The following is a 26,889-nucleotide window of genomic DNA, read 5'->3' as shown; positions in this document are numbered from 1 at the left end:
CACAACGATAGAACCTGGACCCGGATCGCACGACATGAGCACGTCCCTCAATACCCTGATCGCCAAACTGAATCCGACCTGCCGGCAGGCGGCTTTGCTCGCGGCGAACAACTGTCTCGCGCGCGGTCACTATGAGGTCGACCTCGAGCATCTGTTGCTGGCGCTGCTGGATGAACCGGCGAGCGACGTCACGCTGGCGCTGCGTGCGAGCCGGGTCGACGCGCATGCTTTGCGCGCGGATATCGAGCGCGAGTTGCAACGTTTGAAGACCGGCAATACACGCACGCCGGTGTTTTCGAAGCATCTGATCGACTTGCTCGAACAGGCGTGGCTGATTGCATCGCTCGATTCGCAGATCGGCCGGATACGCTCGGGACATTTGCTGCTCGCGTTGCTGACCGCGCCGGATCTCGCGCAGTTTGCTGAGCGCATGTCGCCGCTGCTGCGCGACGTGCGGGTGACGGATCTGAAGCACAAGTTCGACGAATTGACCGCGGGCTCGCGTGAGGTCGAACGGAGTAACGCCGCGGAGAACGCAGCGGAAGGCGTAAGCGATACAGCTGCGGCCGAATCGGCACCCGGCGCGCCTTCCAGAACTCCGGCGCTTGATACGTACACCAGCAATCTCACGCAGCGTGCGCGTGAAGGCAAGATCGATCCGGTGATTGGCCGTGAAGGCGAGATTCGCCAGACCATCGACATCCTGATGCGCCGTCGGCAGAACAATCCGATCATGACGGGCGAGGCGGGCGTCGGTAAAACCGCCGTGGTCGAAGGTCTCGCGCTGCGCATTGCGGCTGACGATGTGCCCGCGCCGCTGAAAGGCGTCGCGTTGCATGTGCTCGATATGGGCCTGCTGCAGGCGGGCGCCAGCGTCAAAGGCGAGTTCGAAAACCGCCTGAAAAACGTGATCGACGAGGTAAAGAAGAGCCCGCATCCGATCATTCTGTTTATCGACGAAGCGCATACGATCATCGGCGCCGGCGGTCAGGCCGGGCAGAACGATGCGGCGAATCTGCTGAAACCGGCCTTGGCGCGCGGCGAATTGCGCACCATCGCGGCGACCACGTGGAGCGAATACAAGAAGTACTTCGAGAAAGACGCAGCGCTGGCGCGGCGTTTCCAGGTCGTCAAGATCGAAGAGCCGAACGAGATGCTCGCGGCGGCGATGTTGCGCGGCATGGCCGCGTTGATGGAAAAGCACTTCAACGTCCGCGTACTGGACGATGCGATTACTGAAGCGGTGCGCCTGTCGCATCGTTACATCAGCGGTCGCCAGCTGCCGGACAAGGCGATCAGCGTGCTCGACACCGCTTGCGCCAAAGTCGCGCTCGCACATAGCTCGACACCTGCCGCGATCGACGACACGAAGAAGCGGCTCGAACGTATCGACGCCGAAATCGCCGCGCTGGAGCGCGAGGTGGCGAGCGGCGCGTTGCACGACGAGCGGCTCGCGGAATTGCGCAGCCTGCGCGAAGAGGACGTGAAAGACCTGACCGTTGACGAAGCGCGCTACGACAAGGAGCGCGCACTGGTGACGGAGATCGTCGGCTTGCGTGCGGAAATCGACGCCGCGCGCGTGAGCAGCGTAGACGCCGGCCAGGCCGACAAGGCGCAGCAGGCGCGCGACACGCTTGCCACGCGCGTTGCGGAATTGCATGCCTTGCAGGGCGGCCAACCCATGGTCCCATTGCAGGTGGATGGCCACGTGGTCGCCGAAATCGTCGCTTCATGGACCGGCATTCCGCTTGGCCGCATGATCAAGGACGAAATCCAGACCGTGCTCAATCTGCAACCGCTGCTGGCCGCTCGCGTGATCGGGCAGGACCATGCACTCGATGCGATCGCGCAACGCGTACGTACCGCCAGCGCGAGTCTCGAGGACCCGAACAAACCGCGTGGCGTGTTCATGTTCGTCGGACCGTCGGGGGTCGGCAAGACCGAAACCGCGCTGGCGCTCGCCGACGTGCTGTATGGCGGCGAACGCAAGATGGTCACGATCAACATGAGTGAGTATCAGGAAGCGCACAGCGTGTCGGGCCTGAAGGGGTCGCCGCCGGGCTACGTCGGTTACGGCGAGGGCGGTGTGCTGACCGAGGCGGTACGTCGCAATCCGTATTCGGTGGTGCTGCTCGACGAAGTGGAAAAGGCGCACCCTGACGTGCTGGAAATGTTTTTCCAGGTGTTCGACAAGGGCACGATGGACGACGCCGAAGGGCGCGAGATCGATTTCCGCAACACGCTGATCATCCTGACTTCGAACGTCGGTTCGCAGGCGGTGATGCAGGCATGCCTGAACAAGGCCGCCGAAGAACTGCCGGACCCGGACGAACTCGCGGAGACGTTGCGCCCGCAACTGTACAAGACGTTCAAGCCGGCGTTCCTCGGCCGGATGAAAGTGGTGCCGTACTACCCGATCACCGACGACGTGCTCGCCGAAATCATCGACCTGAAGCTGGAACGGATTCGCCGCCGCATCGAGTCGAATCATAAGGCGGTGTTCGAGTGGGACGAGTCGCTAGTCGATGCGGTGCTCGCGCGCTGCACTGAAGTGGACTCCGGCGCGCGCAATGTCGACCACATTCTGAACGGCACGCTCCTGCCGGAAGTCGCGCAGCAGGTGCTGGAGCGCATTGCCAACGGCACCGCGATCGAACGCATCGCGGTACGCGCGAGCGAAGCGGGCGAGTTCGAATACACGGTTGTGTGAGCAGGCATGCCCCACTTGCCTGCCAATCTGTTTTAATGCCGTACCGGATACTTATTGCTTTCTGTTATGCCGACTAATCTGAACACGCTGCTGGCCCCGATCAGCGAAGCCTCGCCTTGCGGCGAAGACCTGCTGTTTTCAGCGGATTTCGACGCGATCCAGCACGCGCGCCGATTCGAAGACCCGTCGCTGGATCAAGGCGAATGGGTCACGGATATCAAAGAGGCCGACTGGCCATTCGTGGTCGAACGCGCCAGCAGCCTGCTACAGGCGCAGACCAAGGACTTGCGCCTCGCCGTCTGGCTGACCGAGGCGCTTGCCATCGAAGACGGCGTGACGGGTCTCACGCAAGGATATGCGCTGCTGACGGGACTGTGCGAACAGTACTGGGATCACGTGCATCCGCTGCCGGAAGGCGATGACACCGAGTATCGCCTCGGCAACGTCGCGTGGCTGGTCGGCCGCACCGGCGATCTGCTGCGGGCGATGCCGCTCACGTCGTCGCAAGGGAACTCGTACAGCACGATCGATTGGGACGTGGCCACACATGTCGCGCAAGCGGTCAAGCGCGATCCGGATCACGCCGACGATATCGCGCGCGGCAAGGCTTCCATCGAGCAGATCGAGGCGTCGAAACGCGCCACGCCGCCGGCGTTCTACTCAACGCTGCTGGTCGATCTGAAAGCGTTCGAAGCGGCGATGCTCGCGCTCGAACAGGAACTGGACCAGCGTGCTCCTGATTCGGCACCGAGCTTCCGTCAGGCGAAAGATGCGTATGAAAACGTCTACCGGTTGGCGGAACGCTTCGCACGCGAACTGGGCGTAAGCGCGGAAGCGTCGCCGCCAAAGACGCCGAAGCCGGACGAGCACGAACGCGCCGAGCCTACCTTCAAGACTTCACCGCAACGCGAGGAACCCGTGTTGACGACCAGCCAGACTATCCCGAGCGGCCCGATTGCAGGAATCCAGAGCCGGGCGCAGGCCGTCGCGCAATTGCGTGCCGTGGCCAAATTCTTTCGCAGCACCGAGCCGCATAATCCGGCGGCTTACCTCGCCGACAAGGCGGCGGAGTGCGCGGATATGCCTTTGCATCAGTGGCTTTCCTCGGTCGTGAAGGACGGTGGATCACTCGCGCATATTCGCGAACTGCTGGGCGTGAAGCCTGAGGAAAACAGCTAAAACTTCCATAGTGCAAACAAAAAAGCCTGGCATCGAACATCGCCCGGTTTTTTTTTGATCGCGCGGTCAGGCAAGCAACAACTCAAGACCCCGCACGAAATTCAATACGTCGGTTACGCGCCCGCCCGTCGGTCGTATCGTTCGACGCAATCGGCTGATCCGGACCCACGCCTGTCGTTGTCATCTGTTCGGGCGGGATGCCCTTGGCGACCAGATAACCCTTCACCGCGTCCGCACGCGCCTGGCTCAGCGCGATATTCGAGGTGCGATTCCCCGAGTTGTCGGTATGGCCGATGATCGCCACGGTTTTCGTCTGCATCTTCGACAACACGGCCGCCATCTGATCGAGAATCGCGCGGCCTTGCGGCGTGAGCGTCGCGCTGCCGGTCTCGAACTCGATCGTGCGATTCGCCAGCGTCTGATCGAGCACACCCTGTTCAGATGCACTCACGCGTAGACCGTTCTTGATCGTGTAGGTCGGATTCAGTGCGTTCGCCATATCGCTTGCGAGCTGCTGACGCTGCGATTCGTTGTGCACTTCACCTTTCACGTCGATCTGCGTGCCGTCGATCTTCAACTGGCCTTTGCTGATCTGCTTCAATTGCGGGCCGATCAGCTTTTGCACGTTGGCGGACCAGTTCGGCGGCGTCGCGACGTCGGCGACTTCGATCTGATCGACCACGTTGGACGCGCCGTAGGTGTCGCGCAGACGTGCCAGCACGGCGGCCTTGGTCGCTTCATCCGGCACTTTGCCGCCCACGACGACCTGGCCCGGCATGGCATTGGCGGGCGGCGGCGAGGCGCTGATCGCACCGGTGCCGGCGCCGGTGGTGCCGCTGGCCAGCCCGGCCGTGCTGACCGCGGGGCCTGCATTGCCCGGCTGCGCCGAAGGCGGTGGCAGAGCCGTTGTGCGAATCGCGATGCCGCTGTTGTCGACCGGCGTGACGCGTGCCGGGCCGTCGTTGTCGGCATGGGCGAGCGTGCTGATCAGAAGGCCGGCCAGCAGCGAGGCAATACGCGTGTGTTTGCTCAACATCGTGTCACGCTCCCGTGAATGCTTCGCGGAACGTGTCGATACTGACACGCAACGACAGTTGCGGTTGGTCGAGGTAGCTGACGAGCTTGCTGATGCCATGGTCGTTTTGTGCGTGATCGTCGATCCACTCGGGATCGTCGATATCGATGTTATGCGCCGCGTACGCCTGCGGATCGACCACGCTATGCAGCGTTTTGGCCGAGGCGCCGTTAAAGCCGATGATGAGCCGCTCGCGCTCGGCAATCGTGCCGATAAAAATCGCCAGTTCGAAATCGGCCTGCGAAACGAACGGTGCGATCAGTTCGAGCCAGAACGCGGCGACTAGCGAGCGATAGAACGGATCGTTCGGCAGCGGCAGGGTCAGCCCGCGCTCGAGATGCGACGAACCGCTTTGCATCACCGGACGCAGTAGCGAACCGAGCGCCAGCATCGCGCCGCGCAAGCGCACCGGATGACCGCTCGCAAGCAGCATCTGTTCGAGGCCGGCGAGTGTCTGATGCTCGACGAAGTCGTTGAAGGTGCCGTCATGCGGATTGCCCGGCCCACCGCCGATTTCGATCTGCACCTGCGTTTCGCCGAGCGCCTGGAGCGCGCCGGCCGGCTCGCTCACACCGAGCAGCGGTTTCATCTGCGACGCGACACGCGACCACAGGCGCGCGAAGGCGAGCGGACTGCGCGCGAGGAACGTCAGCGGCTTTTCGACTTCCAGCGCGGTCGCCGCAAGAAACGGAAAGCGTCGCGACGACTGATCCTGACTCGCCACCATATGCCCCGCAATCGCCAGCTTGCTGCGCGAACCCAGGAACGCGAAGTGCATCGGCTGGGCGCTTTCGTAGACGATCTTCCAGCGCGGATCGTCGGTGAGCAGTTCCATCGCTTCGGCGATCCAGCGGTCGAGCGTGGCCAGCAACTGCGGGTTGTGCGGGCTTTTGACGAAGTCGCCGCGCGACGGAATCTTGCCGAAGTAGGCGATCTGCGCCTGCACGGTTTGCGTCATTGCGCACCCCCTGTGTTCGAAACCGCGGCGGCCGTTGCCGGCCGTGCCGCTGGCGACGTCGGCGTGGCAGCGGGCGCGACGCCCGGTGTGCCACCCGCGGCCGTCGCATTGACTGAATTCGCCGCCGCGCTCACATCCGCCACCGAAGACGGCAGCCGCAAGCCACGCAGGCTCTGTTGTTGCGGCGCGTCGCTAGTGGCGCTGCCCGAAGCCTGCGACGTGCTGATGATGCGCATGCTGACTGCCACCGTCACGTTGCCTTGCGTCCACGACAGATCGAAGGTGCCGTCCGGACGGCGCTTGCGTTGCGCCGAGTTGATCAGCTTCTCCAGACCATAGCGGCCCGGCTCGTTGACCAGTTGCAGCGTGCGGCCGTCGAAGGTCGTGGCATTCAGCGTCGCGCCAGGCGAGCCCGACGGATTCGGCCAGACGAAGTTGGTCCACTGCGGCGGCGTGTTGCGGTAACGCATTTGCTGGCCGTCGATCGCGAGCGTGTACTCCGTGGTGCCGCTGCTCGGCTGCGGCAGGATCTGGAACACGGTCTGCGGCTCGGCCGAGCTTTGACCCGACGAGGACGCGGCGCCCCCGGCAAGCGGTGCCACCCAGCGTGCGAAACCGCTGGTGAAGTCAGGCGTCAGCGCGAGACCCATATCGCCCCATGTGCGTGAGGTCAGCGTGTCGCCGCGACGCACCGCGAGCGGCCCGAGCGTGGTGCCGACAAACTTGGCGATCACGCCGTCCGGCCCGAATACCTGGGCGATTTCACCGGCACCGGCTTCGACCTTCGCGTCGCTTGCAAACGGATACTTGTTCGCGAGCGAGCTCTGGAAGGTTTGATAGACCTGCGCGTTCCACACCTTGTTGACTTCGACGCTGGCCGGCTGGATCACCACCGCATATGCCGCCATCAGCGGACGCACCAGCAGCGGGCGCAGGGCCTTGCGTTGCGAATCGGTGAGCCCCGTCAGCATCTGTTCGTCGACGTACTTCAGCGAATCGGCCAATTCGGAGCCGCTGCCGTCGAGCGTCTGCTGCATCAGCTGACGCGCGCCCGGTCCCGGATCGCCCTGGTTCTTGATCACGTTAAAGCGGGTACGAACCTTCGAAAGCGTGTCCATGTAGCCCTTCAACATGGAGCCGTTGTCGCCGGAGACGACGATGCGGCCCAACGCCGAGAACTCCTGGCCAATCGGCCCCATCGGCACTTCGGCCGGATTGCCGTTGATGTCGATATTGGCGCTCAACTGACCAGTCGGCGCACGCGAGAACCAGTTCCTGAACCAGCTGGTCATGCCGGTTTGCGCGCGCTTCAGGTTCGCGTTGAAGAGCGAAGGGTTGTCCCACGAGGTCTGGTCGTACGCGGTTTCGAGCACCTTGCGGATCGGCGAGTCCTGCGGATCGCCGAGACGGTTCATCGCATCCACCGCCTGGCTGAAGCTGCCGAAGCTCTGCACGGCAATGCCTTGCATGAACTTCTGCCAATGCATCGCGTACTCGGTTTTGTACATTGCCACGAGCGCTTTCTGGATCTGCTCAGGGCTGCCTTCCAGCGTCAGGTCGTCGTGCGCGGAAGTGTTGAGCACCCAATCCTTCGCCTGCAATTCCTTGGTCGCGGCATCGCGAATCGCCGGCTGCACGTACTGGAACCACGCTTCACGCGTGAAGGTGCCGGGGATCGCGTAGCTGCCCGCTACCAGCGCCGTATTGTTTTCGCCGACGATGCGCGCGATCGTCATCGGCGCGAAACGGGTCGACGCACGCGCCTTGATTTCCTCGTAGACGCGCTGACGGGCCGGCATGCCGCGCACCACACGGCGCAGGTTTTCACGCGTCTGGTCGACGAGACCGAGGTTCTCGTCGATCATCGGCCAGTCGTTGTCGGACACGCGCGACAGATAGAACGTGATCATGCGCTCGGCGCTGCGGATCATCTCGTCACGAGGCATGTTGCCGCGATTTGTTTCGAGCCAGCCGCGCCAGAAGCGCGCGACCTGATCGGTCAGGTGAGCGGTTTCCACGTGACGCTTGTCGCTCAGCATCAGGTAGGTCTTGAGCGCGTTGTACGCGTCTTCGACATTGGTCGGCGACGCGTCGCTATACAGGCCGCCCTGGCTGTTCGTCGCCATCGCCGTATGCGCGGACACCGGCACCGCGGAGGCGTCCGGTGTGCGGTTCAGCGGCGCGAGCTGATCGGGGTGTGCGTTGACGTCTTTCAGGAACGATGCGAGATTCTGCGAGACCGGATCGAGCAGGATCTGGCGCACACCGTTGTAATACTCGGTGAGCAAGTGCTGCTCGAGACGGTCGCCCTGATACAGCCCGAGCGAAACCGCCAGCGGCTTGTCGCGGCGGAACTGTTCGAGCTGGTCGATGCGGTCTTCCAGAATGTCCATGGCCTGCAAACGCGATTGCAGGTCGTTGCGGTTCTGCTGCAGGCGCACCACGTTGTCGAGGTCGGCCTTTACATTGTCGGCGAGCTGCTGATTGCCGATCGTCGACCACGTCCAGCCGCCGAGCGCCAGCGCGAGCGCCGCGACGAAGCCGAAGAACGTGGCATAGCGCATGCGCGTCTTGGCGGGGCTGGCGAACTGCTTGACGGTCTGCCGGTCGGCGAAGATCACCTTGGAGAACAGGTCGCGCAGGAAGAAGCCGTTCTTCGAAAACGCGCTATGCGGCTTGGGCAGGCTGTCCGCGGAGAGGCCGAAACGGTTGGCGATGCGCGTAGCGGCGGCGCTGTTGGTTTCGCCTTCCTGCAATGCGCTGGTGAAGTAGAAGCCGCGGAAAATCGGCTTGTGCTGGAACGGATTGGTTTCGAACAGCGTGGCGAGAAACGCGCGCAACGCGGGCTTGATCGTCGAGAATTCGAGCGGGAAGCTCAACTGACCCGGCGAGAGCTTGTTGCCGCGGTTGATCGACATCTGCGCGACGCTGATTTCTTTCAGGCCGTCGTAGAGTTCTTCAAAGTGTTCGTCAAAGAGCCCAACGACGTCGCGCTTCTCGTCCGGCTCGTAGGGCAGGGTGGCGCCCCACACGCGGTCGTATTCGTGACGGTCGCTGCCGCTGAAAAATTCGGTGAAGCCCGTGATCAGATCGGCCTTGGTGAACATCACATACACCGGCGCGAACACTTCGAGCTTCTCGGTCAACTCCTGCACCCGTTGGCGCAGATTCTTCGCGAGGTTGATCGCGAATTCGGGCTTGCTGCTGGTCAACTCGGCAATGCTCGCCGTGACGATGATGCCGTTGATCGGCGCCTTCGGCCGGAAGCGCTTGAGCAGGCCAAGGAAGCCGAGCCATTCGGTGCGGTCTTCTTCGTGCACCGAATAGCGGCCAGCGGTGTCGAGCAGAATGCCTTCCGTCGTGAAGAACCAGTCGCAATTCCGCGTACCGCCGATGCCATGAATCACCGCATTGTTCTTGTCGGCGAAAGGAAATTGCAGGCCCGAATTCAGCACGGCGCTGCTCTTGCCCGCAGCAGGGTTGCCGATCACGATGTACCAGGGCATTTCATACAGCGCCGAGCCGCCGGACATCTGGCCGATCTTCGAAGTCTTGATCGTTTTCACTGCGTCGACGAGGCGGGTACGCAACACGTCGAGTTCGGCCTGGCGCGCGGGCGTCGGGGCGGGGCCGGTTTCGCTCTGCTTTTCGGCCTGTTGCTCGAGCATCTCACCGAGCTTGTTGTTCGCGCGCCGCGCGCGCAGCCGGCGCACCACCCAGACCAGCAGCCATAGCGCGATCACCGCGCCGAGCACGATGGCAGGCCACATCAGATCGATCTGCAGGGTATCGGCGCCGATGAACAAAACAGCAGCGAGCGCGAGCAAGCCGATGATCGAGAGCGTGCGTGTATGGGTCAACACGTTAAGAATGCGTCGCATAAGCCGTTCAGGTCTTGGTGATGTGTGTTGTGGCGCGTGTCTGGCAAACAGCATGACGCGAGCGCGGGCAAAGTCTGCCTGTGCCGCGTTTGAAACAAAACGAAAGCATATTCAGGTGGAGGTGAATGCGGCTGGATTGTTAAATCCGCCATGGGATGGGCCGCCAATGGCGATTGGACGAATGCCGCTATGCACGCGACATTGCCGACTTTTGCCAGAAAATTTGATTGAACGCCCCATTGCAACCTCTTTATTGCCTACTTCGTCTTAATGACCGCGCCCCAGGACGAAACCCGGTTTGTGATATTCAACGTGCCCGAGATCCATCATTTTCCAGCGGCCACCCCACGTCAGGCCGACCTGTTCGGCCGTCTGTCCGTATAGCTGATAACCTCGCATGGCCCAGGGATCTTTTTCTGAAATGACGAGCTTGCCGTCGCGCAAAAAGGCGTTATCCGCGGCAAGACCGTATTGGTGATAGCTCTGAAACGCAGCGGCATTGGTGACGTTACCCCCCATTTGCGCAAGCCGGTTTTGCCGCTCCGGACTGCGATAACCTTCCAGCAATGCCATCTCATACCCGTATTGCTCGTGCATGATTTTGTAAACGAGCAATAAACGTGTTCTGAAATCGGCGTCGAGCAAATTCCAGTCGCGGCTCGCGTCTTTCAGCGCGGGCCGAATCTGCTCCACTTCCTGCGTTGCAAATACCTCGGGCGGCAGCGGCGGCGGGGGCACGAGCTGTTCGCCATTCAATAACGCGGCAATTTTCTCGTCCGGTACCCGTGCAGTGTCATCGAATTGGAATAATTGCCGGCCGCGTAAAGCCAATGCCACCAATGGCGGCGTCGCAAGAATACCTGTGGTGGTAAAAATCAGCAAGCGCCGCTTCGCCAGTAACTTTTGCATATCGACTGCGGTCGATTGCGAAATTTTTGCCGAACGTGCTAATTGGCCTCGAGCACGAGAAGCGCCTTGCGATGCCCCGCGCATAACGCGGCCATGAATAGCGAGTGCGGCGCCTAATAAAGAGGCGCGTACCGCCGGCAATAGCAGCATTGCGGCGATCACAACGGCGATGGCGAAATAGGCGAGAAGTACTACGGCAATCAAAGTCGACCCCGGAAAATTGGAAACAATTGTATTTTGTAATGCTTGCTCTTAGAATCAGGCCTGCTCGGAGAGGAGCCGGAACGGTATTATCACGGCGAAATAATCCAGGATTCAATGAGACAGTGAATGAGTGCGCCGGAAAATTCGAATTCCAAAGCCCCGCCTAGCCTGTTATCCGATAAGGCTAAGGGCGCCGATGGCAATGGTTCGCGAATTCTCGCGAACCTGGAAGGCCGCGTCGAGCCGCCTACCGATAAACCACGCCGGTCGAAAACGCCGCTTGTGCTGGTTGCCTTGCTGGTGATTGCTGCCGGCGGTTGGGGCGCGTGGCATATGCAGCAGCGTGTGAAGACCGAGTCGTTAGCGTCAGCCACGCCAGCCAACGCTGAGAAAGCTGCCGTGCCGGCGTCTGCCGCCAGCGGTGCGCCGCAGGTCACCGCGAAAGCGGAGGCCCCGGCTGCGGCGTCGTCACAAGCGGCCACGATCGTTGCTGACGACAGCGACAGCAAGGCATCCGCGGCATCCGCGAGTATGCCCGCAAGCGGTGATGACAGCCGTTTATCGCGCGCGCTAGCTGATGGCGCCGAGCCGAGCAATGCGTCGGCACCGGTTGCGTCCGCAACGGCCGCGTCGGCGGTAACCGTGCCGGCGGCAAAGCATGGTAAAAGCGCGACGGCTGTCGCCAGCAATGCAAAACGCGACACGGCGGCGGCCCACGCCAAGAAGGAAAGTACGACTGCAAGCAATCATCACGCGAGCGCACCGACCGCGGTCGCTCAAACGAAGAAGACCCGTGCAACCGGTAATGCTTCGAAAGATGATTCGGATGCCGATCTATTAGCGGCGCTCGTGGCACGGACCAAACCGGCTGATGCAAAAGCGGCAGACGGCAATACGGCGACCAAGGTCAGCGCATCGGCTACCCCTGGGAACGCCAAGCTGGCCGAACGCGTGAAAGAGTGCGGACAACGCGGCTTCTTCGAAGACCAGTTGTGCCGCTGGCGCGTGTGTGACGGACATTGGGGTAAAGATCCGGCCTGTCCGGGTTCGGCGCCGCAGGCACGCCAACCGTAAGTTCGGGTAAGACGCGGTGCGTCCTCGTGACTGGCTCGCGGCAACGGCGCAGGTCGTCCGCGCGGCCTGCAGCATGGGCAGCAGCGTTCGTTGATCTGCGGTTGGGCCGTTAGTGATGCGCGTCACTCGACGCGCATCCGCTCCACCAGAAAGTCGAGCAGCGCGCGTACACGGGCGGGCAGGTGGCCGCCTTGTCCAAGATAGAGCGCGTTGACCGGCTCGGTCTCGCCGGGATCGAATGCTTCGAGCAGCATGGTGAGGCGGCCGGCGGCGACATCTTCACGTACCTGAAAAGCGGCCAGCCGCGCCAGCCCCACGCCAGCGAGCACGAGTTGGCGCAGCGTCTCACCGTCGCTGACCTGCGTATTACCTTCTACAGGCACCTCGATCCTGCGTTGCTCCGCGTCGAGCAACGGCCAACCGTTCGTCGCCCTGGCAAAGCCGAATCCCAACCGGTTATGCGCCGCCAGATCAGCGGGCGTCTGCGGCGTACCGTTGCGCGTCAGATAGTCCGGCGCGCCGACAATCACCATTTTCGCGTCGCCCAGCTTGCGTGCCACCAGTTGCGAATCCTTCAGCGAACCGCTGCGCAGCGCGATATCCGTGCGCTGTTCGAGCAGATCGACTACCTGATCGGTCAGCACGATATCGAGCGTAATGTCGGGATGGGCGGCAAGAAATTCAGGCACGAGCGGCAGCAGATAGTGCCGTCCGAGCGGCACGTTCGCATGCACGCGCAGACGGCCGCGTGGCGTCGTGCCGGTGGCCGCCCCGCGTTCGGTTTCGTCGAGTTCGGCGAGCACGCGTACGCCGCGCTCGTAGAACACGCAGCCTTCCGGCGTGAGTTGCAGATTGCGTGTCGAGCGGTTCACCAACCGGGCGCCGAGCCGGGCCTCGAGACGCGACACCAGTTTGCCGACTGCCGACGGCGTCATCCCCAACGCGCGTGCCGCTGCGGAAAACCCGCCTAGTTCGACTGCGCGCACGAACACTTCGAGCTCGCCGGAACGGTTCACATCCAAACGTGCCATCGTGAGTTCAATTCACAGGTGATGTGCCATCCGGCAGTCTACCGAAAGCCCTGTCGTGCCGATATCTTTCAGTTACCGAACGGCGTGGGCCGTCGCAACGAAAATATTGGTCGGGAGCATGACAATGAACACAACGAAGAAGGTCGCGTTGGTGGTGGGCGCGCAGGGTGTGATCGGCCGCAATCTGGTCAATCATCTCGCTACGCTCGACGATTGGGCGGTCATCGGTCTCGCGCGCCGCGGCGGCAAAGCCAAAGAACGGGTGCAGTACATCGCGGTCGATCTGCTGGATCCGGCCGACGCCCAGTCGAAACTGCGCGCGTTGGATTGCGTCACGCACGTCTTCTATGCCGCGTATCAGGACCGTCCGACCTGGGCCGAGTTGGTGCCGCCGAATCTGGCAATGCTGGTCAACGTGCTCGATGCCATCGAGCCGGTCGCGGCGGGCTTGCAGCATGTGAGCCTGATGCAGGGCTACAAGGTTTACGGCGGCCATCTCGGCCCGTTCAAGACGCCTGCGCGCGAGGACGACGCGCACTTCATGCCGCCCGAGTTGATGTTCGACCAGCAGACTTTTCTCGAGTCGCGCCAGCAGGGTAAGCCGTGGAGCTGGTCGGCGATCCGGCCTTCAGTGGTGGGCGGCTTTGCGTTGGGTAACCCGATGAATCTCGCCGTGGCGATTGCGGTCTATGCATCGATGTCGAAACAGCTTCGCTTGCCCTTGCGCTTTCCCGGCAAGCCCGGCGCCTACGACACGCTGCTGGAAATGACCGACGCCGGTTTGCTTGCGCGCGCAACGATCTGGGCCGCGACGGAGCCGCGTGCCGCCAATCAGGCGTTCAACATCAACAATGGTGACCTGTTCCGCTGGAACGATATGTGGCCGAGGATTGCCCGCTATTTCGAGCTCGACGTGGCGCCGCCGTTGTCCATGTCGCTCGATACGATCATGGCTGACAAAGCGTCATTGTGGAAGGCGATGACAACCCAACATGGTCTGCAGCCCGTTCCGTATCAGGATGTCTCGTCATGGCGCTTTGCAGATTTCGTTTTCTCCTGGGACTACGATATGTTCGGCGACGGCTCAAAAGCGCGGCGTTTTGGTTTTCATGAATTTGTCGATACGGAGACGATGTTTATCGACATTTTCGACGATCTACGGCGAAGAAAGATAATTCCGTGAATTACGCATCAAACTTGACGATTTTATTTCGTTAGGTTTACGTCTATGATGAGCCTCCTTATTCGAGCAGCACGACTGCATAAAAAGGAGACATCGGTGAAGAGACTCTTCGTGGCATTGACCTGCGTAGCAAGCGTGGTGGCCGTCTCGGCCCTGTCGGCGTGCGGCGGCAGCGATCTCAATGCGCAGACTGACCCGCCCAAAGTGATTATCGATAGCGACTACAACACGCTGAGCGATGACGGCCAGCTCGGCGTAATGGCCGCGCAATTGCAGGCGCAAGGCTCATTGAAAGTATTGGGTATTACGGTCGTTTCCGGTAATCAATGGTTGAAGCAGGGCGTATCGGACGCATTGAAATCGGTTGAGCGTCTTGGCGTTGAAAAACAGATCGGCGTATATGCGGGCGCCAACTATGCGTTGTCGCATGATTTCGCCACCATTCAGGCCGAGCAGAAGCAATTCCCGGGTGGCGACGGCTATCTCGGCGCGTGGAACACGCCCGAGCCGAAGTCGGACAGCGACCTCGTTGCACCGCCCGACGGCTTCGCCACGCACACCAAGGTGCAGAGCAGGAGTGCGGTGGATTTCATCGTCGATTCGGTGAAGCAATATCCCGGTGAGGTGACGATTCTCGCGATCGGCCCGCTGACCAACATCGCGCTCGCCACGCGCCAGCATCCCGAGATCGTGCCGCTGATCAAGCAGATCATCTACATGGGCGGTGCGATCGATGTGCCTGGCAACACGACGCCGACAGCAGAATTCAACTGGTGGTTCGATCCGGAAGCGGCGAAGACCGTGTTGCGTTTGCCGATCAAACAGGTGGTGATTCCGCTCGACGTGACCGACACCGTGAAGATGGACAAAGCGCTGTACGACCGTGTCGCGCATGATCCGAGCAAACAGACCATCATCACGCAGCTGTTCAAGACGTTGAACGGCTATGGTTTCGACGGCAAGAACGGTTTTGAAACGAATCCCAACTACACCACGAACATCTGGGACACGCTGACGCTGGCGTACTTGATGCATCCTTCGTTTGCAACGCAGACGGTGGATGAATGGGTGGACGTGGATATGAGCTTCGGCGCCAATGACGGCAAGTCGACCGGTTACACCAGTTCGCCGCCGGCGCGGTTACAGAAGATGACGGTCGTCAAACGTTTCGACAATCCGGGGTTTTTCAATTTCTACGTTGATCTGCTGACGCGTCCGGTGCCGGTGACGCTACCGAACTAAGGCCTCCGTGCTGTTGCGAGCCTGCATGAAACCCGCTTCAGGCGGGATGCAGGCCGCGCAACAGTTGACGGACTCGCGAGAGGTCCTGATCGACGTGTTCGGTTTGCTCGAACAATTCCGCGAGCCAGTCGACGAAGGCGCGCACGCGTGGCGACACCCGGCGGTTTTTCACATACGCCACCGAGACCGCCATCGGCACGGGTTTCCATTGCGGCAGGACTTCACGCAGCAGTCCCGAATCGAGGTAGGGCTGTGCAGCGATCCGCGCCGGTTGAATCAGCCCCAGGCCTTGCAATCCGCAGGTGAGGTAGGCCTGCTCGTCGCTGACTTTGACGAAGCCTTTTACCTTGATGTTTTGCGCTTCGCCGTCCACTTCAAAATCGAAATCGACTTCGCGGCCGTTATGCGGCGACATGCAATTGACGGCGACATGTCCGCGCAGATCATCAAGGTCGCCGGGCGTGCCGTGGCGGCCCAGGTAGGCCGGGCTTGCGCATGTTACGTGTTCGAGGGTGCCCAGTTGCCGCGCGACCAGATTCGAGTCTGGCAATTCGCCTAGCTGGATACTGCAGTCGATGGCTTCCGAGATCATATCAACGGTTCGATTGCTGATGCCGATGGCCAGATCGAGGTTCGGGTAGCGGGTGTGGAACTCGTCCAGTGCCGGCAGGACAATGGCGCTCGCTACCGCGCCGGGCATTTCAATACGCAGGCGGCCGGTCAGGTTATCCGTTGAATGACGGAGACTGGCTTCCATTTCGTCGATGTCGGCGAGGATTTGCGCGCAGCGTTCGTAGTAGGCTGCGCCTTCCGGGGTAATGCTCAGGCGCCGCGTCGTGCGGGTCAAGAGGGCGGTGCCTAGCAGGGCTTCCAGATTCTGGACGATGGTTGTCGCTGTCGCGCGGGGGATGTTGAGTGATTCCGCTGCGCGGGTGAAGCTGTTTGTGTCCACGATTCGGATGAATGTCCGCATTGCAGTTATTCTGTCAATCACGATTCAAACTCCAGTTGGTGTTGAGGGTTTTTTGTTGCCTGCGCGGCGCTTGTTTGTTTGTGTTTTTGTGGTGTTGGGATTTTCTTGGTCTGGCTTCTTTGGCCTTTCCTTGAATTGTTATTGGTTTATTAGCGTCGCCCCTGTGCGGGGCAGGCACTTACTTCTCTTTGCCGCCGCAAAGAGAAGTAAGCAAGAGAAAGCGGCTCACACCGCTAATTCTTAAGTGGATCCCCCGCGCAGTTGCGGTAGTGGTGCATCTGGAATCCGTGTCCTCGCACACTCCGCGTTAGTGACAAGGCCGTCATACTTTCGGCGACGCTTCGCGCTCCGAAGCGGTAGTTCATTAAACCGATCGTCGTTTTTTATGCTGCGGCACTTCGAAGGCCGCCCGCTGTATTTAATGCGGTGGCACTTCATAAGGCCGCCCGCTGTATTTGATGCCGCGGTACTTCAAACGGCAGCTTGCCGTTTTCGGTACCCGGCCGCACTTCATGTGCTGCTAACTATGTTTAGCGTCGGCGTTGATTCCGAAACACTGAGTCCGTCGGCACTTCGCCGAGGCGAAGCCGATGGCTCCCACCACGCCCGAACGAAGCCCTTGGTTTCCCATGCAGACCATTCCGGCGAGCACGTAGTGCGAGGCGGGAGGTATGACGGCTTTGTCGCTAATGCGGAGTGTGCGAGAACACAGATTCCAGATGCGCCACTATCCCCTCCAAGCCAGGAGATCCGCTTAAGAATTAGCGGTTTGAGCTGCTTTCTTTTGCCTACTTTTCTTTGCAGCAGGCAAAGAAAAGTAGGTGCCTGCCCCGCACAGGGGCGACGCTAATAAACCAATAAGAAAACAAGGAAAGGCCAACGCCACAGGCAACCAGACAACAAGCCGTCGCGCAGACAACCAACCCCAAAACCAAAAAAATCCCCACCCGCAAGGCGCACCAAAAAACCCACCTGGCGCCTCACAGGCAAAAAAAACCCAAAATCACTTCCGCATAGAATCCAGATCAACCACAAACCGATACTTAACATCACTCTTAAGCATCCGTTCGTAAGCCTCATTAATCCCCTGCATAGGAATCACTTCAATATCCGAAGTAATCCCGTGCTCGCCGCAAAAATCGAGCATTTCCTGCGTCTCGGCAATCCCGCCAATCAACGACCCTGCCAGACGGCGACGCTTGAAGATCAGATTGAACACCTGCGGCGACGGATGATCATGCTCCGGCGCACCGACCAGCGTCATCGTCCCATCACGCTTCAGCAGATTCAAAAACGGATTCAAATCATGCTGCGCAGCAACGGTATTCAGAATGAAATCGAAGCTGTTGGCATGCGCGCCCATCTCTTCAGCATTCTTCGAGATGACAACCTCATGCGCACCAAGCCGCTTGGCATCTTCAATCTTCGACGGCGACGTTGTAAACAACACGACATGCGCGCCCATTGCACGGGCCAACTTGACGCCCATGTGACCCAGGCCGCCCAGGCCGACAATTCCGACCTTCTTGCCAGGGCCGGCACCCCACGTGCGCAGCGGCGAATACGTCGTGATACCCGCGCACAGCAACGGCGCCACACCCGCCGGGTCGAGGTTCTCCGGCACGCGCAGCGTGAATTCTTCATCCACTACCAGTTGCGTCGAATAGCCGCCGTAGGTGATCTGGCCGTCAACCCGGTCCACACCGTTGTACGTGCCGACAAAGCCGTTTTCGCAATACTGCTCGAGCCCTTCCTCGCAACTCGCACACGTACGGCACGAATCGACCAGGCATCCCACGCCCACCAGGTCGCCTGCCTTGTACTTCGTCACGTCCGGACCAACCGCGGTCACGCGGCCGACAATTTCATGGCCCGGCACCACCGGAAAAACCGTGTTCTTCCATTCGTTGCGCGCCTGATGCAAATCGGAATGGCACACGCCGCAAAACAGGACTTCCATCTGCACGTCATGGGCGCGCAGTTCGCGGCGCTGGATTTCGAACGGGGCGAGCGGCGCGGTAGCGTCGGTCGCTGCATAGGCATAAGTCGTGCTCATGGGTAGCTCCAGCAAAGAGGGTGATGTCGCAAGGCGCCGACGATTGGCAACGCGCGTTACCGATGCGGCCAAACCTTGTCGTGAATCGGGATCACGGCGCAGGCGGTGGTCGACGTATTCACCGAAACGGTGAACGGACAACCGAGCCCGGCGCAGCGCTGAAAAAGATGATCCCGAAGGGTTCCCATAGTAGGAGCCAGGAGCGAACCGGGGAATACCTGAATATCTTGAAGGTTTGCCTAAAACTCCTGGTGGTGAGCGCAGTAGTTCGTTTGATGCTAAATTTCAAGCATTATTCTCTTGTGCGTCACTATACCGTCATGTCAAGCCGTTCCGTTGAACCCACATCTGTCGAGCGCGACCCGGCCAATCGCGGCCCGGCCAATCGCGGCCACGCCGATGCTGCCCAGCAACGTCTGGTCGAATTGTTCGACGCGCTCGCGCCCAATCCGGGCTTCACGCGTTCGAGCCTGGAAGGCGTCAGCCTGATGCGCGCCAACCAGCCGATGCCGCGTATGCCCGTGATGTACGAGCCGAGCATCGTGATTGTGTGCCAGGGTCGCAAGCGCGGTTTTCTCGGCGATCAGGTGTTCCAGTACGACGCGCAGCAATACCTGGTGCTGTCGGTGCCGCTGCCGTTCGAATGTGAGACCGAGGCGAGTCTGGAAGAGCCGTTCCTCGCCATCTCGGTGCGTGTCGATCTGACCATGGTGGCCGAGTTGCTGATGGCGCTGAATGAAACGCAAGGCGCCACGCACAACGAGCCGCTAGGCATCTATTCGACACCGCTCGATTCCGCCCTGAGCAATGCCGTGCAGCGTTTGATGGAAGCGTTAGCCTCGCCGCTCGACGCGCGCATTCTTGCGCCAGGCGTGGTGCGAGAAATCTGCTATCGCGTGTTGACGGGTGAACAGGGCGATGCGATTCGCGCGGCGCTCACGCATCAGAATCATTTCGGCCGCATCGCCAAAGCGCTACGGCGCATCCATGCCGACTACCACGGGCAACTCGACGTCGATACGCTCGCCTCTGAAGCGGGCATGAGTCTCGCCGTTTTTCATGCGCAATTCAAGGCCGTGACGGCGACCTCACCGATGCAGTATGTGAAGACCACGCGTTTGCATCACGCGCGTTTGCTGATGGTGCAGGATGGTTTGAACGCGGGTGCGGCCGCGGCACGCGTCGGTTACGAAAGCGCGTCGCAATTCAGCCGCGAGTTCAAGCGTCTGTTCGGCCTGAGCCCTGTCGATGAAGTCAAGCGCATGCGCACCGTGTACGATGCGCCGCCGCCGCGAGTGGTCAAGCCTGCCGCGCGTTATGTGACCGCGGTATAAGCGCGGTTTCTGGAAGCGTTATAGACCGCTAAACCAGTTGTATCCCTGGTCTTCCCAATAGCCGCCGGGGTTCGTGTTGGTCACGAAGATCGCCGCGATGTGCTTCGGATTCTTGAAGCCGAGTTTGGTCGGCACCCGCAGCTTCAGCGGGTAGCCGTATTTGGCCGGCAGCGGTGCGTCGCGGAAGTCGAGCGTCAATTGAGTTTGCGGATGCAAGGCTGTTGCCATATCGAGGCTCGAGTAATAACGGTCCGCGCACTTGAAGCCGACATAGCGCGCGTTCAGATCGGCGCCAATGCGTTCGAGGAACGTGCGGAACGGCACGCCTCGCCATTGCCCGATCGCGCTCCATCCTTCGATGCAGATGTGCCGCGTAATCTGGGAAGCCTGCGGCAAGGCGCGAAGTTGATCGAGGTTCCACGTACGCTTGTCCGACACTAAACCCGACACTTCCAGTTGATACGTCGAACCGTCGATATCCGGCGCGTCGAACTCCGGATAGAACGCATTGAACGGGAACGGGTCGGTGATCTCGCTTGCCGCATAGGTCGGCGCGAGCTTGTTGCGATCGAACAGCCACCCCTGCACGCGATCGTTCCAGCGCGACATGGCCCACAGTACCTTGTCGACCGAATCGCCGTCCTGCATGTTGCAACCCGAGAGCATCGCCAGTGCGCCGATAGAAAGCGACGAGCGCAGGAACAGGCGCCGCTGCAGGCGTTCGATCTGCGGTTTGTGGTCGGCGAGGACAATGCGCGTGCTGCGCGAGTCCTTGCGTTCTGATTCGCTCATGCCTCGCTCCTTTCATGCGTGGCGTGGCGGGCGCGGCCGGTCAGCATGGGCAGCAGCGTGCGCGGCACCAGCAGTACCAACGCCAGATGCACGATGACAAACCCCACCACACCGGCCATTGCGACAAAATGCACGCGGCGCGCGAAATCGAAGCCGCCGAATAGCGCGGTAAGCCACGAAAATTGCACCGGCTTCCAGATCGACAGCCCCGACGCGACCAGCAGCACGCCAAGGAGCAATACGAACAGATAGAGTGCGCGCTGCACCGCGTTGTATTTGCCGGTATCGTGCGGCAGCTTGAACTGCATCGCCAATTTGGCATCGTGTATGACGTCGCGCGGATAGACGGGCAATAGCGTGCGACGAAAATGCCCACGCCCGATGCCATACGCCAGATACAGCAGGCCGTTCGCGCACAGCAGCCACATCGCCGCGAAATGCCATGCAATGGAGCCGCCAAGCCAGCCGCCGACAGTCGCCCACAGCGGAAACCTGAACGGAAAGAAGGGCGACGCGTTATAGATCGCCCAGCCGCTCATCACCATGCAGACCATCGCGAACGCGTTGATCCAGTGCGTGATTCGCACGACGAGTGGGTGGACGATGAAGCGCGCTTGTGATTCGGGCATGGTGGGCGGAGTTGAGCCAAAGAAAAATCTGAAAGCCGCGTCATTGAGGCACGCGGCTGTCGAACGGCTGAAAAAACGCCGTATTACATCGGCGGCGTTACGCCATGCTCGCCTGCCGAGATAAAGTTCGCCGCCATCGAGCCGTCGGCTTCCTTGTGGGCGAACAGCACGACCTTCGCGCCCGGCACCAGCAGTGAACGGTCACCCGGTTCCAGCGCGACGATAGGCACGTCTTGCGGGATCACGATCTTCTTCTCGCCGTCCTTGTATTTGACGGTAATCGTGCGGCCGTTGCTGACCACGAGCGAGCCGACGGTGCCGTTGGTCATTGTGCTGTTCGAACCGAGATCCCACGGACGATGGCCTTCACCCGAGCCGCGCATGCCGGCGGGGAATACGTGAACTTCGAGCGCTTTCAGCGTGCCGTCGGCTTGCGGGATCGCAGCGGTGCCGACATAGCTGTCCGGTTTGATGTCGTTCACATTAGCGATCGTGACGCCGCGAATCGGCGTGTCCTTGCTGAGTTTCACGTCGACGTCTTTGCCGTCGCGTGTGTGGACCTTGAGCAGATCGCCCGAGAGCGAGGTCACGGTGCCGCGCACGCCAGTGGGCGCGGCAGTTTGGGCTTGCACGGCGGATCCTGCGGCAAACAATGACGCGGCGACGAGCGCGGGGGTGACGAAGGCGCGTATCGCATTAGCGGAAACAATCTTCATGAGTCTGCTCTGGGTGGGTGAAGGATAGGGGCAGATTAGGCGCGCGAGCGGCTCCGGCGAGTGACAGACGGATGACAAAAACGTCATGAACGGCGCGGCGCGGCCACGTAGAATGAGCGCCATATCCACGTCTCCATCCATAACCCATGCCCGAAGTGGCGCGCGGGATTGGAACCCCAGGCACCATGAGCATCCTCGTCATCGAAGACGACCCGAAAACCGGCGACTACCTGAAGAAGGGGCTGCGCGAGAGCGGCTACGCGGTCGACCTCGCGCGCACCGGCACGGACGGCCTGCACATGGCGCTCGAACACGCCTATGACCTCGTGGTGCTGGACGTGATGCTGCCGGGCATCGACGGTTGGGACATCATGCGTGCGCTGCGAGCACGGCGCGATCTGCCGGTGATTTTCCTGACCGCGCGCGATCACGTCAGCGACCGCATCCGTGGCCTCGAACTCGGTGCCGACGACTACCTCGTCAAACCGTTCTCCTTCACCGAGCTGGTGTTGCGTATCCGCACGCTGCTGCGTCGTGGCGTGATCCGCGAGAGCGATGTGTTCGAGATCGCCGACCTCAAGCTCGACGTCCTGCGCCGCAAGGTCACGCGCGAAGGCGTCGAGATTCCGTTGACCAACAAGGAATTCATGCTGCTGCACCTGCTGGTGCGCCGGCAGGGCGAAGCGCTATCGCGCACGCAGATCGCCTCGGAAGTGTGGGACATGAACTTCGACAGCGACACCAATGTGGTCGACGTAGCCATCAAACGGCTGCGCGCCAAGGTCGATCATCCGTTTGAAAAGAAGCTGATTCATACCGTGCGCAGCATTGGCTACACCTTCGGCGACGGTTCATGAAGCTGTGGACCGAACGTTCGTTGACGGCTCGCACCACGGTGCTGTTCGCCTCGATTGCGTGCGTGGTGATCGGCACGTTGGGTGCGTATTTCTATCATTCCGCTGAGTTGTCTTTGCAGCGCCGCGCGGACGTGGTGCTCACCGGCCGTGTCGAGCATTTCAGCCGCATCGTGCGCGATCTCTACTCAGTTAGCGAATTGAAGAGCCGGCCTGTGCTGTTCGAGAGCATGCTCGGCGCGGAGGAAGACGTGCTGCTGTTTCGCCGTCCGGGCGAAGCGCCGTTCATCGACGTGAATCCGGCCAACGTTGCGGTGCCGCCTCTGCAGGCCGGCACGGAGGACCGGTTGCCGACGCTCTCGGACATCCGCCAGACCATGTTGCCGGACGGCGTGCCGGTTCACTGGGCGATCGCCTCCGTCAAAGCGCGCGAGGACGGGAGCGAGGTCGAAGTGATCGCCGCGCATCCGATGACTCAGGAAGTGCGGATGCTGGCCGCCTATCGCAATCGCATCGTGCTGGCCACGCTGACCGGTATGCTCGCGGCCACGTTGCTCGCCTACTATGTGCTGCGCCGCGCGTTCCGGCCGGTGCGCGAGATCGCCACACGGGCGGCGCAGATCAGTCCGGCGAGTCTGTCGGTGCGGCTCGACAGCGAGGCGGCGCCGGTCGAATTGCGCCAGCTCACGGACGCGTTCAACGCCATGCTCGACCGTCTTGCCGATGGCTACCAGCGCCTCTCGCAGTTTTCCGCCGATCTGGCGCATGAAATACGCACACCGGTGGGCGCCTTGATCGGCCAGACCCAGGTAACGCTCACCAAACCGCGCGATGCCGATGAATATCAGCAACTGCTCGAATCGAATCTCGAAGAGTTGAGCCGCTTAAGCCACATCGCGGAAAACATACTGTTTCTCGCGCACGCGGATCATGCTGCGCTGTCAATCGACCGTGAGCCGGTCGATCTGCACGGCGAACTCATCAGGATCGCCGACTATTTTGAAGGACCCGCCGACGAACGCGGCATGCGCTTTACCGTCGAAGCGCATGGCGTGGTGTCGGCCAATCCAATGCTATGCCGGCGGGCGATCAACAATCTCGTCGTCAACGCGGTGCGATACGGCGCGGGCAATACAGTGGTGCGTTTAAGCGGCACGCAGGACGAAGAGGGCGCGACGGTGGTGGTGGAAAACGACGGCACGCCGATTCCTGGCGAGCAACTGGACCGCCTGTTCGATCGCTTCTACCGCGGCGATGCTGCGCGCAGCGAGTTCACCGAATCGAGTGGGCTGGGGCTCGCGATCGTGAAGGCGATCATGCATCTGCACGGCGGCACGGCGCGTGTGGTGTGTCCGGTGCCGGGCGTGATGCGCTTCGAATTGCGCTTTCCGGGCGCTTAGCGGACTGCCTGCGCGGTTACGGTCGTGTCGGGCGCATGGCAACACACGCAAAGCTTGTTGCCATCAGGATCGCGAAAGTACGCGCCGTAATAGTCCACGTGATACTGCGGTCGCAAACCCGGCGGCCCTTCGCAGGCGCCGCCGTGAGCGAGCGCCGCAGCATGCACGCGATCGACCGTCATACGGTTCGTGGCGAGCAGGGCCAACATCTGGCCGTTGCCGGCGGTGGCGGGTCCACCGTTGTAGGGCTTGCTGATCACAAACAACGGTCGCGACGCGTCGGCTGGCATCCAGCCTGCCCAGCACGCATCGTCGTCGCGGAATTTGAGCCGCAACCCTAACGTGTCCATCAGCACGCCATAAAAGCCGAACGCGCGCTCGAAATCCGAAATGCCGACGAATACGTGAGAAAGCATTCGTGTCGCTCCTCGTTTGAAGCTGTTTTAACGCAAACCGGTAATGGTGATACCGGGATGATTGCGCAACTGGTTGCGGCGGTGCTTCGTCGATACGATGAAAGCATCGCATCCTAACTGTCAGGACAATCGCTATGAAACGCTTCCATATCGCCTTGGCTGTCGCCAGCCTCGACGCCTCCATCGAAGATTACACCCGCCGTCTCGATCAGCCGCCTACCGCGGTTGTACCCGGTCGTTATGCAATGTGGCGCACCGATCTGCTCAATTTCTCGATCAACGAAATGCCGGATAAAGCCGGGCAACTGCGGCACGTCGGGTTCGAAGACGACGAGGTGCAAGGGTACTCGAGCAGCAAGGATGTCAACGGACTCGAATGGGAGCTGTTTTCGGTAGAGGAGCAGGATCGGCGGATCGTCAGCACTTATGGCGAGGCGGTGCGGACCGACAAAAGCTGAGGCACCTGACTGCCCGGGCGTTACTCGCCCGGCGCGTCCGCAGCCGGCCGGTTCGCGTAGTGCGCGTGCTTTTCCTCGTACATCAGCAGATCGGCGCGTTGAACGCCGGCTTCGAGCCGGTCGCCGCGCTGGCACGTCGCCGCGCCCATTGAAAGACTCAGCAGCGAGCCCGGATAAAACTGGTTGTTCAGCTCGACCAGCTGTCGGATCGCATCGACCATCGCGTCGCCGCCGCGCTCGTCGGTGTTCGGCAACAGGATCGCGAACTCGTCGCCGCCGATGCGCGCCGCATGAAAAGGCGCGTCCGTCGCCTTGGCAAGGACTTCTCCGGCGCGCCGTAACAAGGCGTCGCCGGCCGCGTGGCCGAGCTGGTCGTTCACGCGTTTCAGGCCGTTCAGATCGGCCATTATGATTGTCACCGGCCACGGACCCTTACGTTCCAGCCGGTTCAGTTCATCCACGTAGAACGAGCGGTTGCGCAGCTTGGTCAGCACGTCATGCTTGCCCAGGAACTCCAGGTAAGCTTCGGCCTTCTTGCGCGCCGTGATGTCGGTGAGGGCTACCAGCACCAGATCCCAATTGCGTTCGTGGCCCGGCAGGACGGAGAACTGCAGGTGCACGTGCACCTCGCTGCCGTCGAGCGAATAGTTGAGCACTTCGCGTTGCTGGAATAGCTTGCCGTCCCAAAGATCGATCAACTGCTCGCGGAAATGCGCTCGCATGTCGTCGCGGAACACGTCGGGCAGGCGCGCCAGCAGCGTTTTTTTGTCTTTCGCCGCGAACATGTCGAGCGTGTGCTGGTTCACGTCGAGCACGTGAATTTCCTGCATGCAGCGCTCGACAAACTCGGGATGCACGTCGGTGAACACGCGAAAGTCGCTGATGCCGGCCGCGCGCGCATCGTCGAGCAAACGCTTGACCGCGCTGAAATCTTCCACCCACAACGACACCGGTGAGTATTCAAACAGGCCACGCACATATTGTTCGGCCAGCGTCACGCGATGCCGTGCGCCCTCCAGTTCGGTGATGTCTTCGACGGAGACGAGCACGCGGTCCCAGCGTGCTTCATGGCCGGGCAGTACGGCGCCCTTGAGCAGCACGTCGAGCCGGCGTCCGCCTAGCGTGTAGTTGACCGTCTGGCTCGTGAACTGGGCTTGCCCGGCCCACAATTGGCATAGCTCTTCGAGGTGCGTCTTGAGCATGTCGTCGCGGAACACCGAGGCGAGATTGCCCGTGAGCGCGTCGAAATCGGCGGCCTCGAATTGCGTCAGCGTCTTCTGATTCACCTTGATGACGCGGATGCTGTGCGCGCATTCGGCGACAAGGCCTGGATTCTCGGCAAAATGGGCGCGCAAATCCGTCACACCTTGCTCCCGCCATGCGTCGAATAGCGTGCGCACGCCGCTGAAGTCTTCGAGCCAGAGCGAGACGGGCGCGAGTTCGAACATTTCGGAATCGTCCCGCCAGGGGATTTCCTGCGGGGCGTCGTTGGCGGCCGCTGAGCCGCGCGGGAGGGTGTCCTGCATGAGATTCCCGTGGTCGGAGTTCCGGCTATTCTAAGACGGCTTGGGTTTGGCGAGGAAGAAAGACGCGCGGCGCGCCCTGTCGACGTCGGTCCATTCAACAAGATAACGGCGTGGTTCAGATGGACTTTAGGCGCATGGGCCGGCGGCGAGTCGCAGCGGGGCACGCTTGCTTGCGGGCGCTTGTGGGCAGTCGTGGCCGCTTGTGATGGCGTGTGACTGGCTAGCAGCGAGGCCGCGGGAGGCTTGTTACACTGACTCGTCGTGTCTCCCGTCCGTCACCGCCCTAAGA

The 26,889-nt window shown here is 61.2% G+C and carries 22 protein-coding genes; 10 read left to right on the top strand and 12 right to left on the bottom strand.

What is annotated here, in order from left to right; all coding sequences use genetic code 11:
- Window positions 1-34 precede the first annotated feature (34 nt).
- Together tssH and tssA are read left to right on the top strand one after the other, a co-directional pair.
- A complete protein-coding gene (gene tssH / locus PQQ52_RS16245; RefSeq protein ID WP_408213057.1) occupies window positions 35-2,710 on the top strand; it encodes a type VI secretion system ATPase TssH in 2,676 nt (891 codons plus the stop codon).
- Between the two features lie 66 nt (window positions 2,711-2,776).
- Window positions 2,777-3,889, top strand: coding sequence for a type VI secretion system protein TssA (tssA, locus tag PQQ52_RS16240; protein WP_408213054.1), 1,113 nt, complete (start codon window positions 2,777-2,779; stop codon window positions 3,887-3,889).
- Window positions 3,890-3,971: 82 nt separating this feature from the next.
- Here the strand turns inward: tssA and PQQ52_RS16235 are convergent, their stop codons facing one another.
- The 4 genes from PQQ52_RS16235 to PQQ52_RS16220 all read right to left on the bottom strand — a co-directional run bounded on the left by PQQ52_RS16235 (window position 3,972) and on the right by PQQ52_RS16220 (window position 10,916).
- Window positions 3,972-4,925: an OmpA family protein gene (locus tag PQQ52_RS16235; RefSeq protein ID WP_408213051.1), complete on the bottom strand. Its 954-nt coding sequence runs from the start codon at window positions 4,923-4,925 to the stop codon at window positions 3,972-3,974.
- 4 nt (window positions 4,926-4,929) lie between these two features.
- The gene (gene tagF, locus PQQ52_RS16230; RefSeq protein ID WP_325045172.1) at window positions 4,930-5,922 is read right to left on the bottom strand and encodes a type VI secretion system-associated protein TagF; all 993 of its coding nucleotides are present in this window, start codon (window positions 5,920-5,922) and stop codon (window positions 4,930-4,932) included.
- On the bottom strand, window positions 5,919-9,803 hold the full coding sequence (gene tssM / locus PQQ52_RS16225) for a type VI secretion system membrane subunit TssM (protein ID WP_408213048.1): 3,885 nt from the start codon (window positions 9,801-9,803) through the stop codon (window positions 5,919-5,921). The genes tagF and tssM overlap by 4 nt, the downstream gene beginning before the upstream one ends.
- A gap of 267 nt (window positions 9,804-10,070) precedes the next feature.
- Complete coding sequence (locus PQQ52_RS16220) at window positions 10,071-10,916, bottom strand: M15 family metallopeptidase (RefSeq protein WP_325043007.1); 846 nt, start codon at window positions 10,914-10,916, stop codon at window positions 10,071-10,073.
- 126 nt (window positions 10,917-11,042) lie between these two features.
- On the opposite strand from PQQ52_RS16220, the gene PQQ52_RS16215 reads away from it, so the two are divergent.
- Window positions 11,043-11,990, top strand: coding sequence for a hypothetical protein (locus PQQ52_RS16215; protein WP_408213045.1), 948 nt, complete (start codon window positions 11,043-11,045; stop codon window positions 11,988-11,990).
- A gap of 122 nt (window positions 11,991-12,112) precedes the next feature.
- On the opposite strand, the gene PQQ52_RS16210 is transcribed toward PQQ52_RS16215, so the two are convergent.
- Window positions 12,113-13,021, bottom strand: coding sequence for a LysR family transcriptional regulator (locus PQQ52_RS16210; protein ID WP_408213042.1), 909 nt, complete (start codon window positions 13,019-13,021; stop codon window positions 12,113-12,115).
- A 124-nt stretch (window positions 13,022-13,145) separates the two neighbouring features.
- On the opposite strand from PQQ52_RS16210, the gene PQQ52_RS16205 reads away from it, so the two are divergent.
- Entirely contained in the window at window positions 13,146-14,204 is a 1,059-nt protein-coding gene (locus PQQ52_RS16205) for an SDR family oxidoreductase (protein ID WP_408213039.1), read from the top strand.
- 96 nt (window positions 14,205-14,300) lie between these two features.
- Window positions 14,301-15,446 (top strand): nucleoside hydrolase, encoded by a 1,146-nt coding sequence (locus PQQ52_RS16200; protein WP_408213037.1) that lies wholly within the window; start codon window positions 14,301-14,303, stop codon window positions 15,444-15,446.
- A 37-nt stretch (window positions 15,447-15,483) separates the two neighbouring features.
- On the opposite strand, the gene PQQ52_RS16195 is transcribed toward PQQ52_RS16200, so the two are convergent.
- Complete coding sequence (locus PQQ52_RS16195; RefSeq protein WP_408213035.1) at window positions 15,484-16,440, bottom strand: LysR family transcriptional regulator; 957 nt, start codon at window positions 16,438-16,440, stop codon at window positions 15,484-15,486.
- Here PQQ52_RS16195 and PQQ52_RS16190 point away from each other — a divergent pair.
- Complete coding sequence (locus tag PQQ52_RS16190) at window positions 16,355-16,663, top strand: hypothetical protein (RefSeq protein ID WP_408213414.1); 309 nt, start codon at window positions 16,355-16,357, stop codon at window positions 16,661-16,663. The genes PQQ52_RS16195 and PQQ52_RS16190 overlap by 86 nt on opposite strands.
- Window positions 16,664-17,422: 759 nt before the next feature.
- Here PQQ52_RS16190 and PQQ52_RS16185 read toward each other — a convergent pair.
- On the bottom strand, window positions 17,423-18,475 hold the full coding sequence (locus PQQ52_RS16185) for an NAD(P)-dependent alcohol dehydrogenase (RefSeq protein ID WP_408213032.1): 1,053 nt from the start codon (window positions 18,473-18,475) through the stop codon (window positions 17,423-17,425).
- A gap of 320 nt (window positions 18,476-18,795) precedes the next feature.
- Between PQQ52_RS16185 and PQQ52_RS16180 the strand changes: the two genes are divergently transcribed.
- Window positions 18,796-19,809 carry an AraC family transcriptional regulator gene (locus PQQ52_RS16180; protein ID WP_408213030.1) on the top strand — a complete coding sequence of 338 codons (1,014 nt, stop codon included), beginning with the start codon at window positions 18,796-18,798 and terminating at the stop codon, window positions 19,807-19,809.
- A gap of 18 nt (window positions 19,810-19,827) precedes the next feature.
- On the opposite strand, the gene PQQ52_RS16175 is transcribed toward PQQ52_RS16180, so the two are convergent.
- From PQQ52_RS16175 to PQQ52_RS16165, 3 genes are all read right to left on the bottom strand, one after another.
- The gene (locus tag PQQ52_RS16175) at window positions 19,828-20,601 is read right to left on the bottom strand and encodes a molybdopterin-dependent oxidoreductase (RefSeq protein WP_408213027.1); all 774 of its coding nucleotides are present in this window, start codon (window positions 20,599-20,601) and stop codon (window positions 19,828-19,830) included.
- Entirely contained in the window at window positions 20,598-21,230 is a 633-nt protein-coding gene (locus tag PQQ52_RS16170; protein ID WP_408213024.1) for a cytochrome b/b6 domain-containing protein, read from the bottom strand. Before PQQ52_RS16170 ends, PQQ52_RS16175 begins: the two co-directional genes overlap by 4 nt.
- An 83-nt stretch (window positions 21,231-21,313) precedes the next feature.
- Window positions 21,314-21,946 (bottom strand): hypothetical protein, encoded by a 633-nt coding sequence (locus PQQ52_RS16165; RefSeq protein WP_408213021.1) that lies wholly within the window; start codon window positions 21,944-21,946, stop codon window positions 21,314-21,316.
- Window positions 21,947-22,131: 185 nt separating this feature from the next.
- On the opposite strand from PQQ52_RS16165, the gene PQQ52_RS16160 reads away from it, so the two are divergent.
- Together PQQ52_RS16160 and PQQ52_RS16155 are read left to right on the top strand one after the other, a co-directional pair.
- Complete coding sequence (locus tag PQQ52_RS16160; protein ID WP_408213019.1) at window positions 22,132-22,803, top strand: heavy metal response regulator transcription factor; 672 nt, start codon at window positions 22,132-22,134, stop codon at window positions 22,801-22,803.
- Window positions 22,800-24,200: a heavy metal sensor histidine kinase gene (locus PQQ52_RS16155; RefSeq protein ID WP_408213016.1), complete on the top strand. Its 1,401-nt coding sequence runs from the start codon at window positions 22,800-22,802 to the stop codon at window positions 24,198-24,200. Before PQQ52_RS16160 ends, PQQ52_RS16155 begins: the two co-directional genes overlap by 4 nt.
- Here PQQ52_RS16155 and PQQ52_RS16150 read toward each other — a convergent pair.
- Window positions 24,197-24,616 (bottom strand): VOC family protein, encoded by a 420-nt coding sequence (locus PQQ52_RS16150; protein ID WP_408213013.1) that lies wholly within the window; start codon window positions 24,614-24,616, stop codon window positions 24,197-24,199. The two genes, PQQ52_RS16155 and PQQ52_RS16150, sit on opposite strands and share 4 nt — an antisense overlap.
- A 134-nt stretch (window positions 24,617-24,750) precedes the next feature.
- On the opposite strand from PQQ52_RS16150, the gene PQQ52_RS16145 reads away from it, so the two are divergent.
- Window positions 24,751-25,074, top strand: coding sequence for a VOC family protein (locus tag PQQ52_RS16145; RefSeq protein ID WP_408213010.1), 324 nt, complete (start codon window positions 24,751-24,753; stop codon window positions 25,072-25,074).
- A gap of 20 nt (window positions 25,075-25,094) precedes the next feature.
- Here the strand turns inward: PQQ52_RS16145 and PQQ52_RS16140 are convergent, their stop codons facing one another.
- Window positions 25,095-26,600, bottom strand: coding sequence for a sensor domain-containing diguanylate cyclase (locus tag PQQ52_RS16140; protein ID WP_408213007.1), 1,506 nt, complete (start codon window positions 26,598-26,600; stop codon window positions 25,095-25,097).
- Window positions 26,601-26,889: the final 289 nt, after the last annotated feature.

Origin of the sequence: Paraburkholderia sediminicola (genome assembly GCF_046030555.1) — a bacterium.
Taxonomy (GTDB): Bacteria; Pseudomonadota; Gammaproteobacteria; order Burkholderiales; family Burkholderiaceae; genus Paraburkholderia; species Paraburkholderia sediminicola_E.
This window is presented reverse-complemented; position numbering and strand designations above follow the sequence as displayed.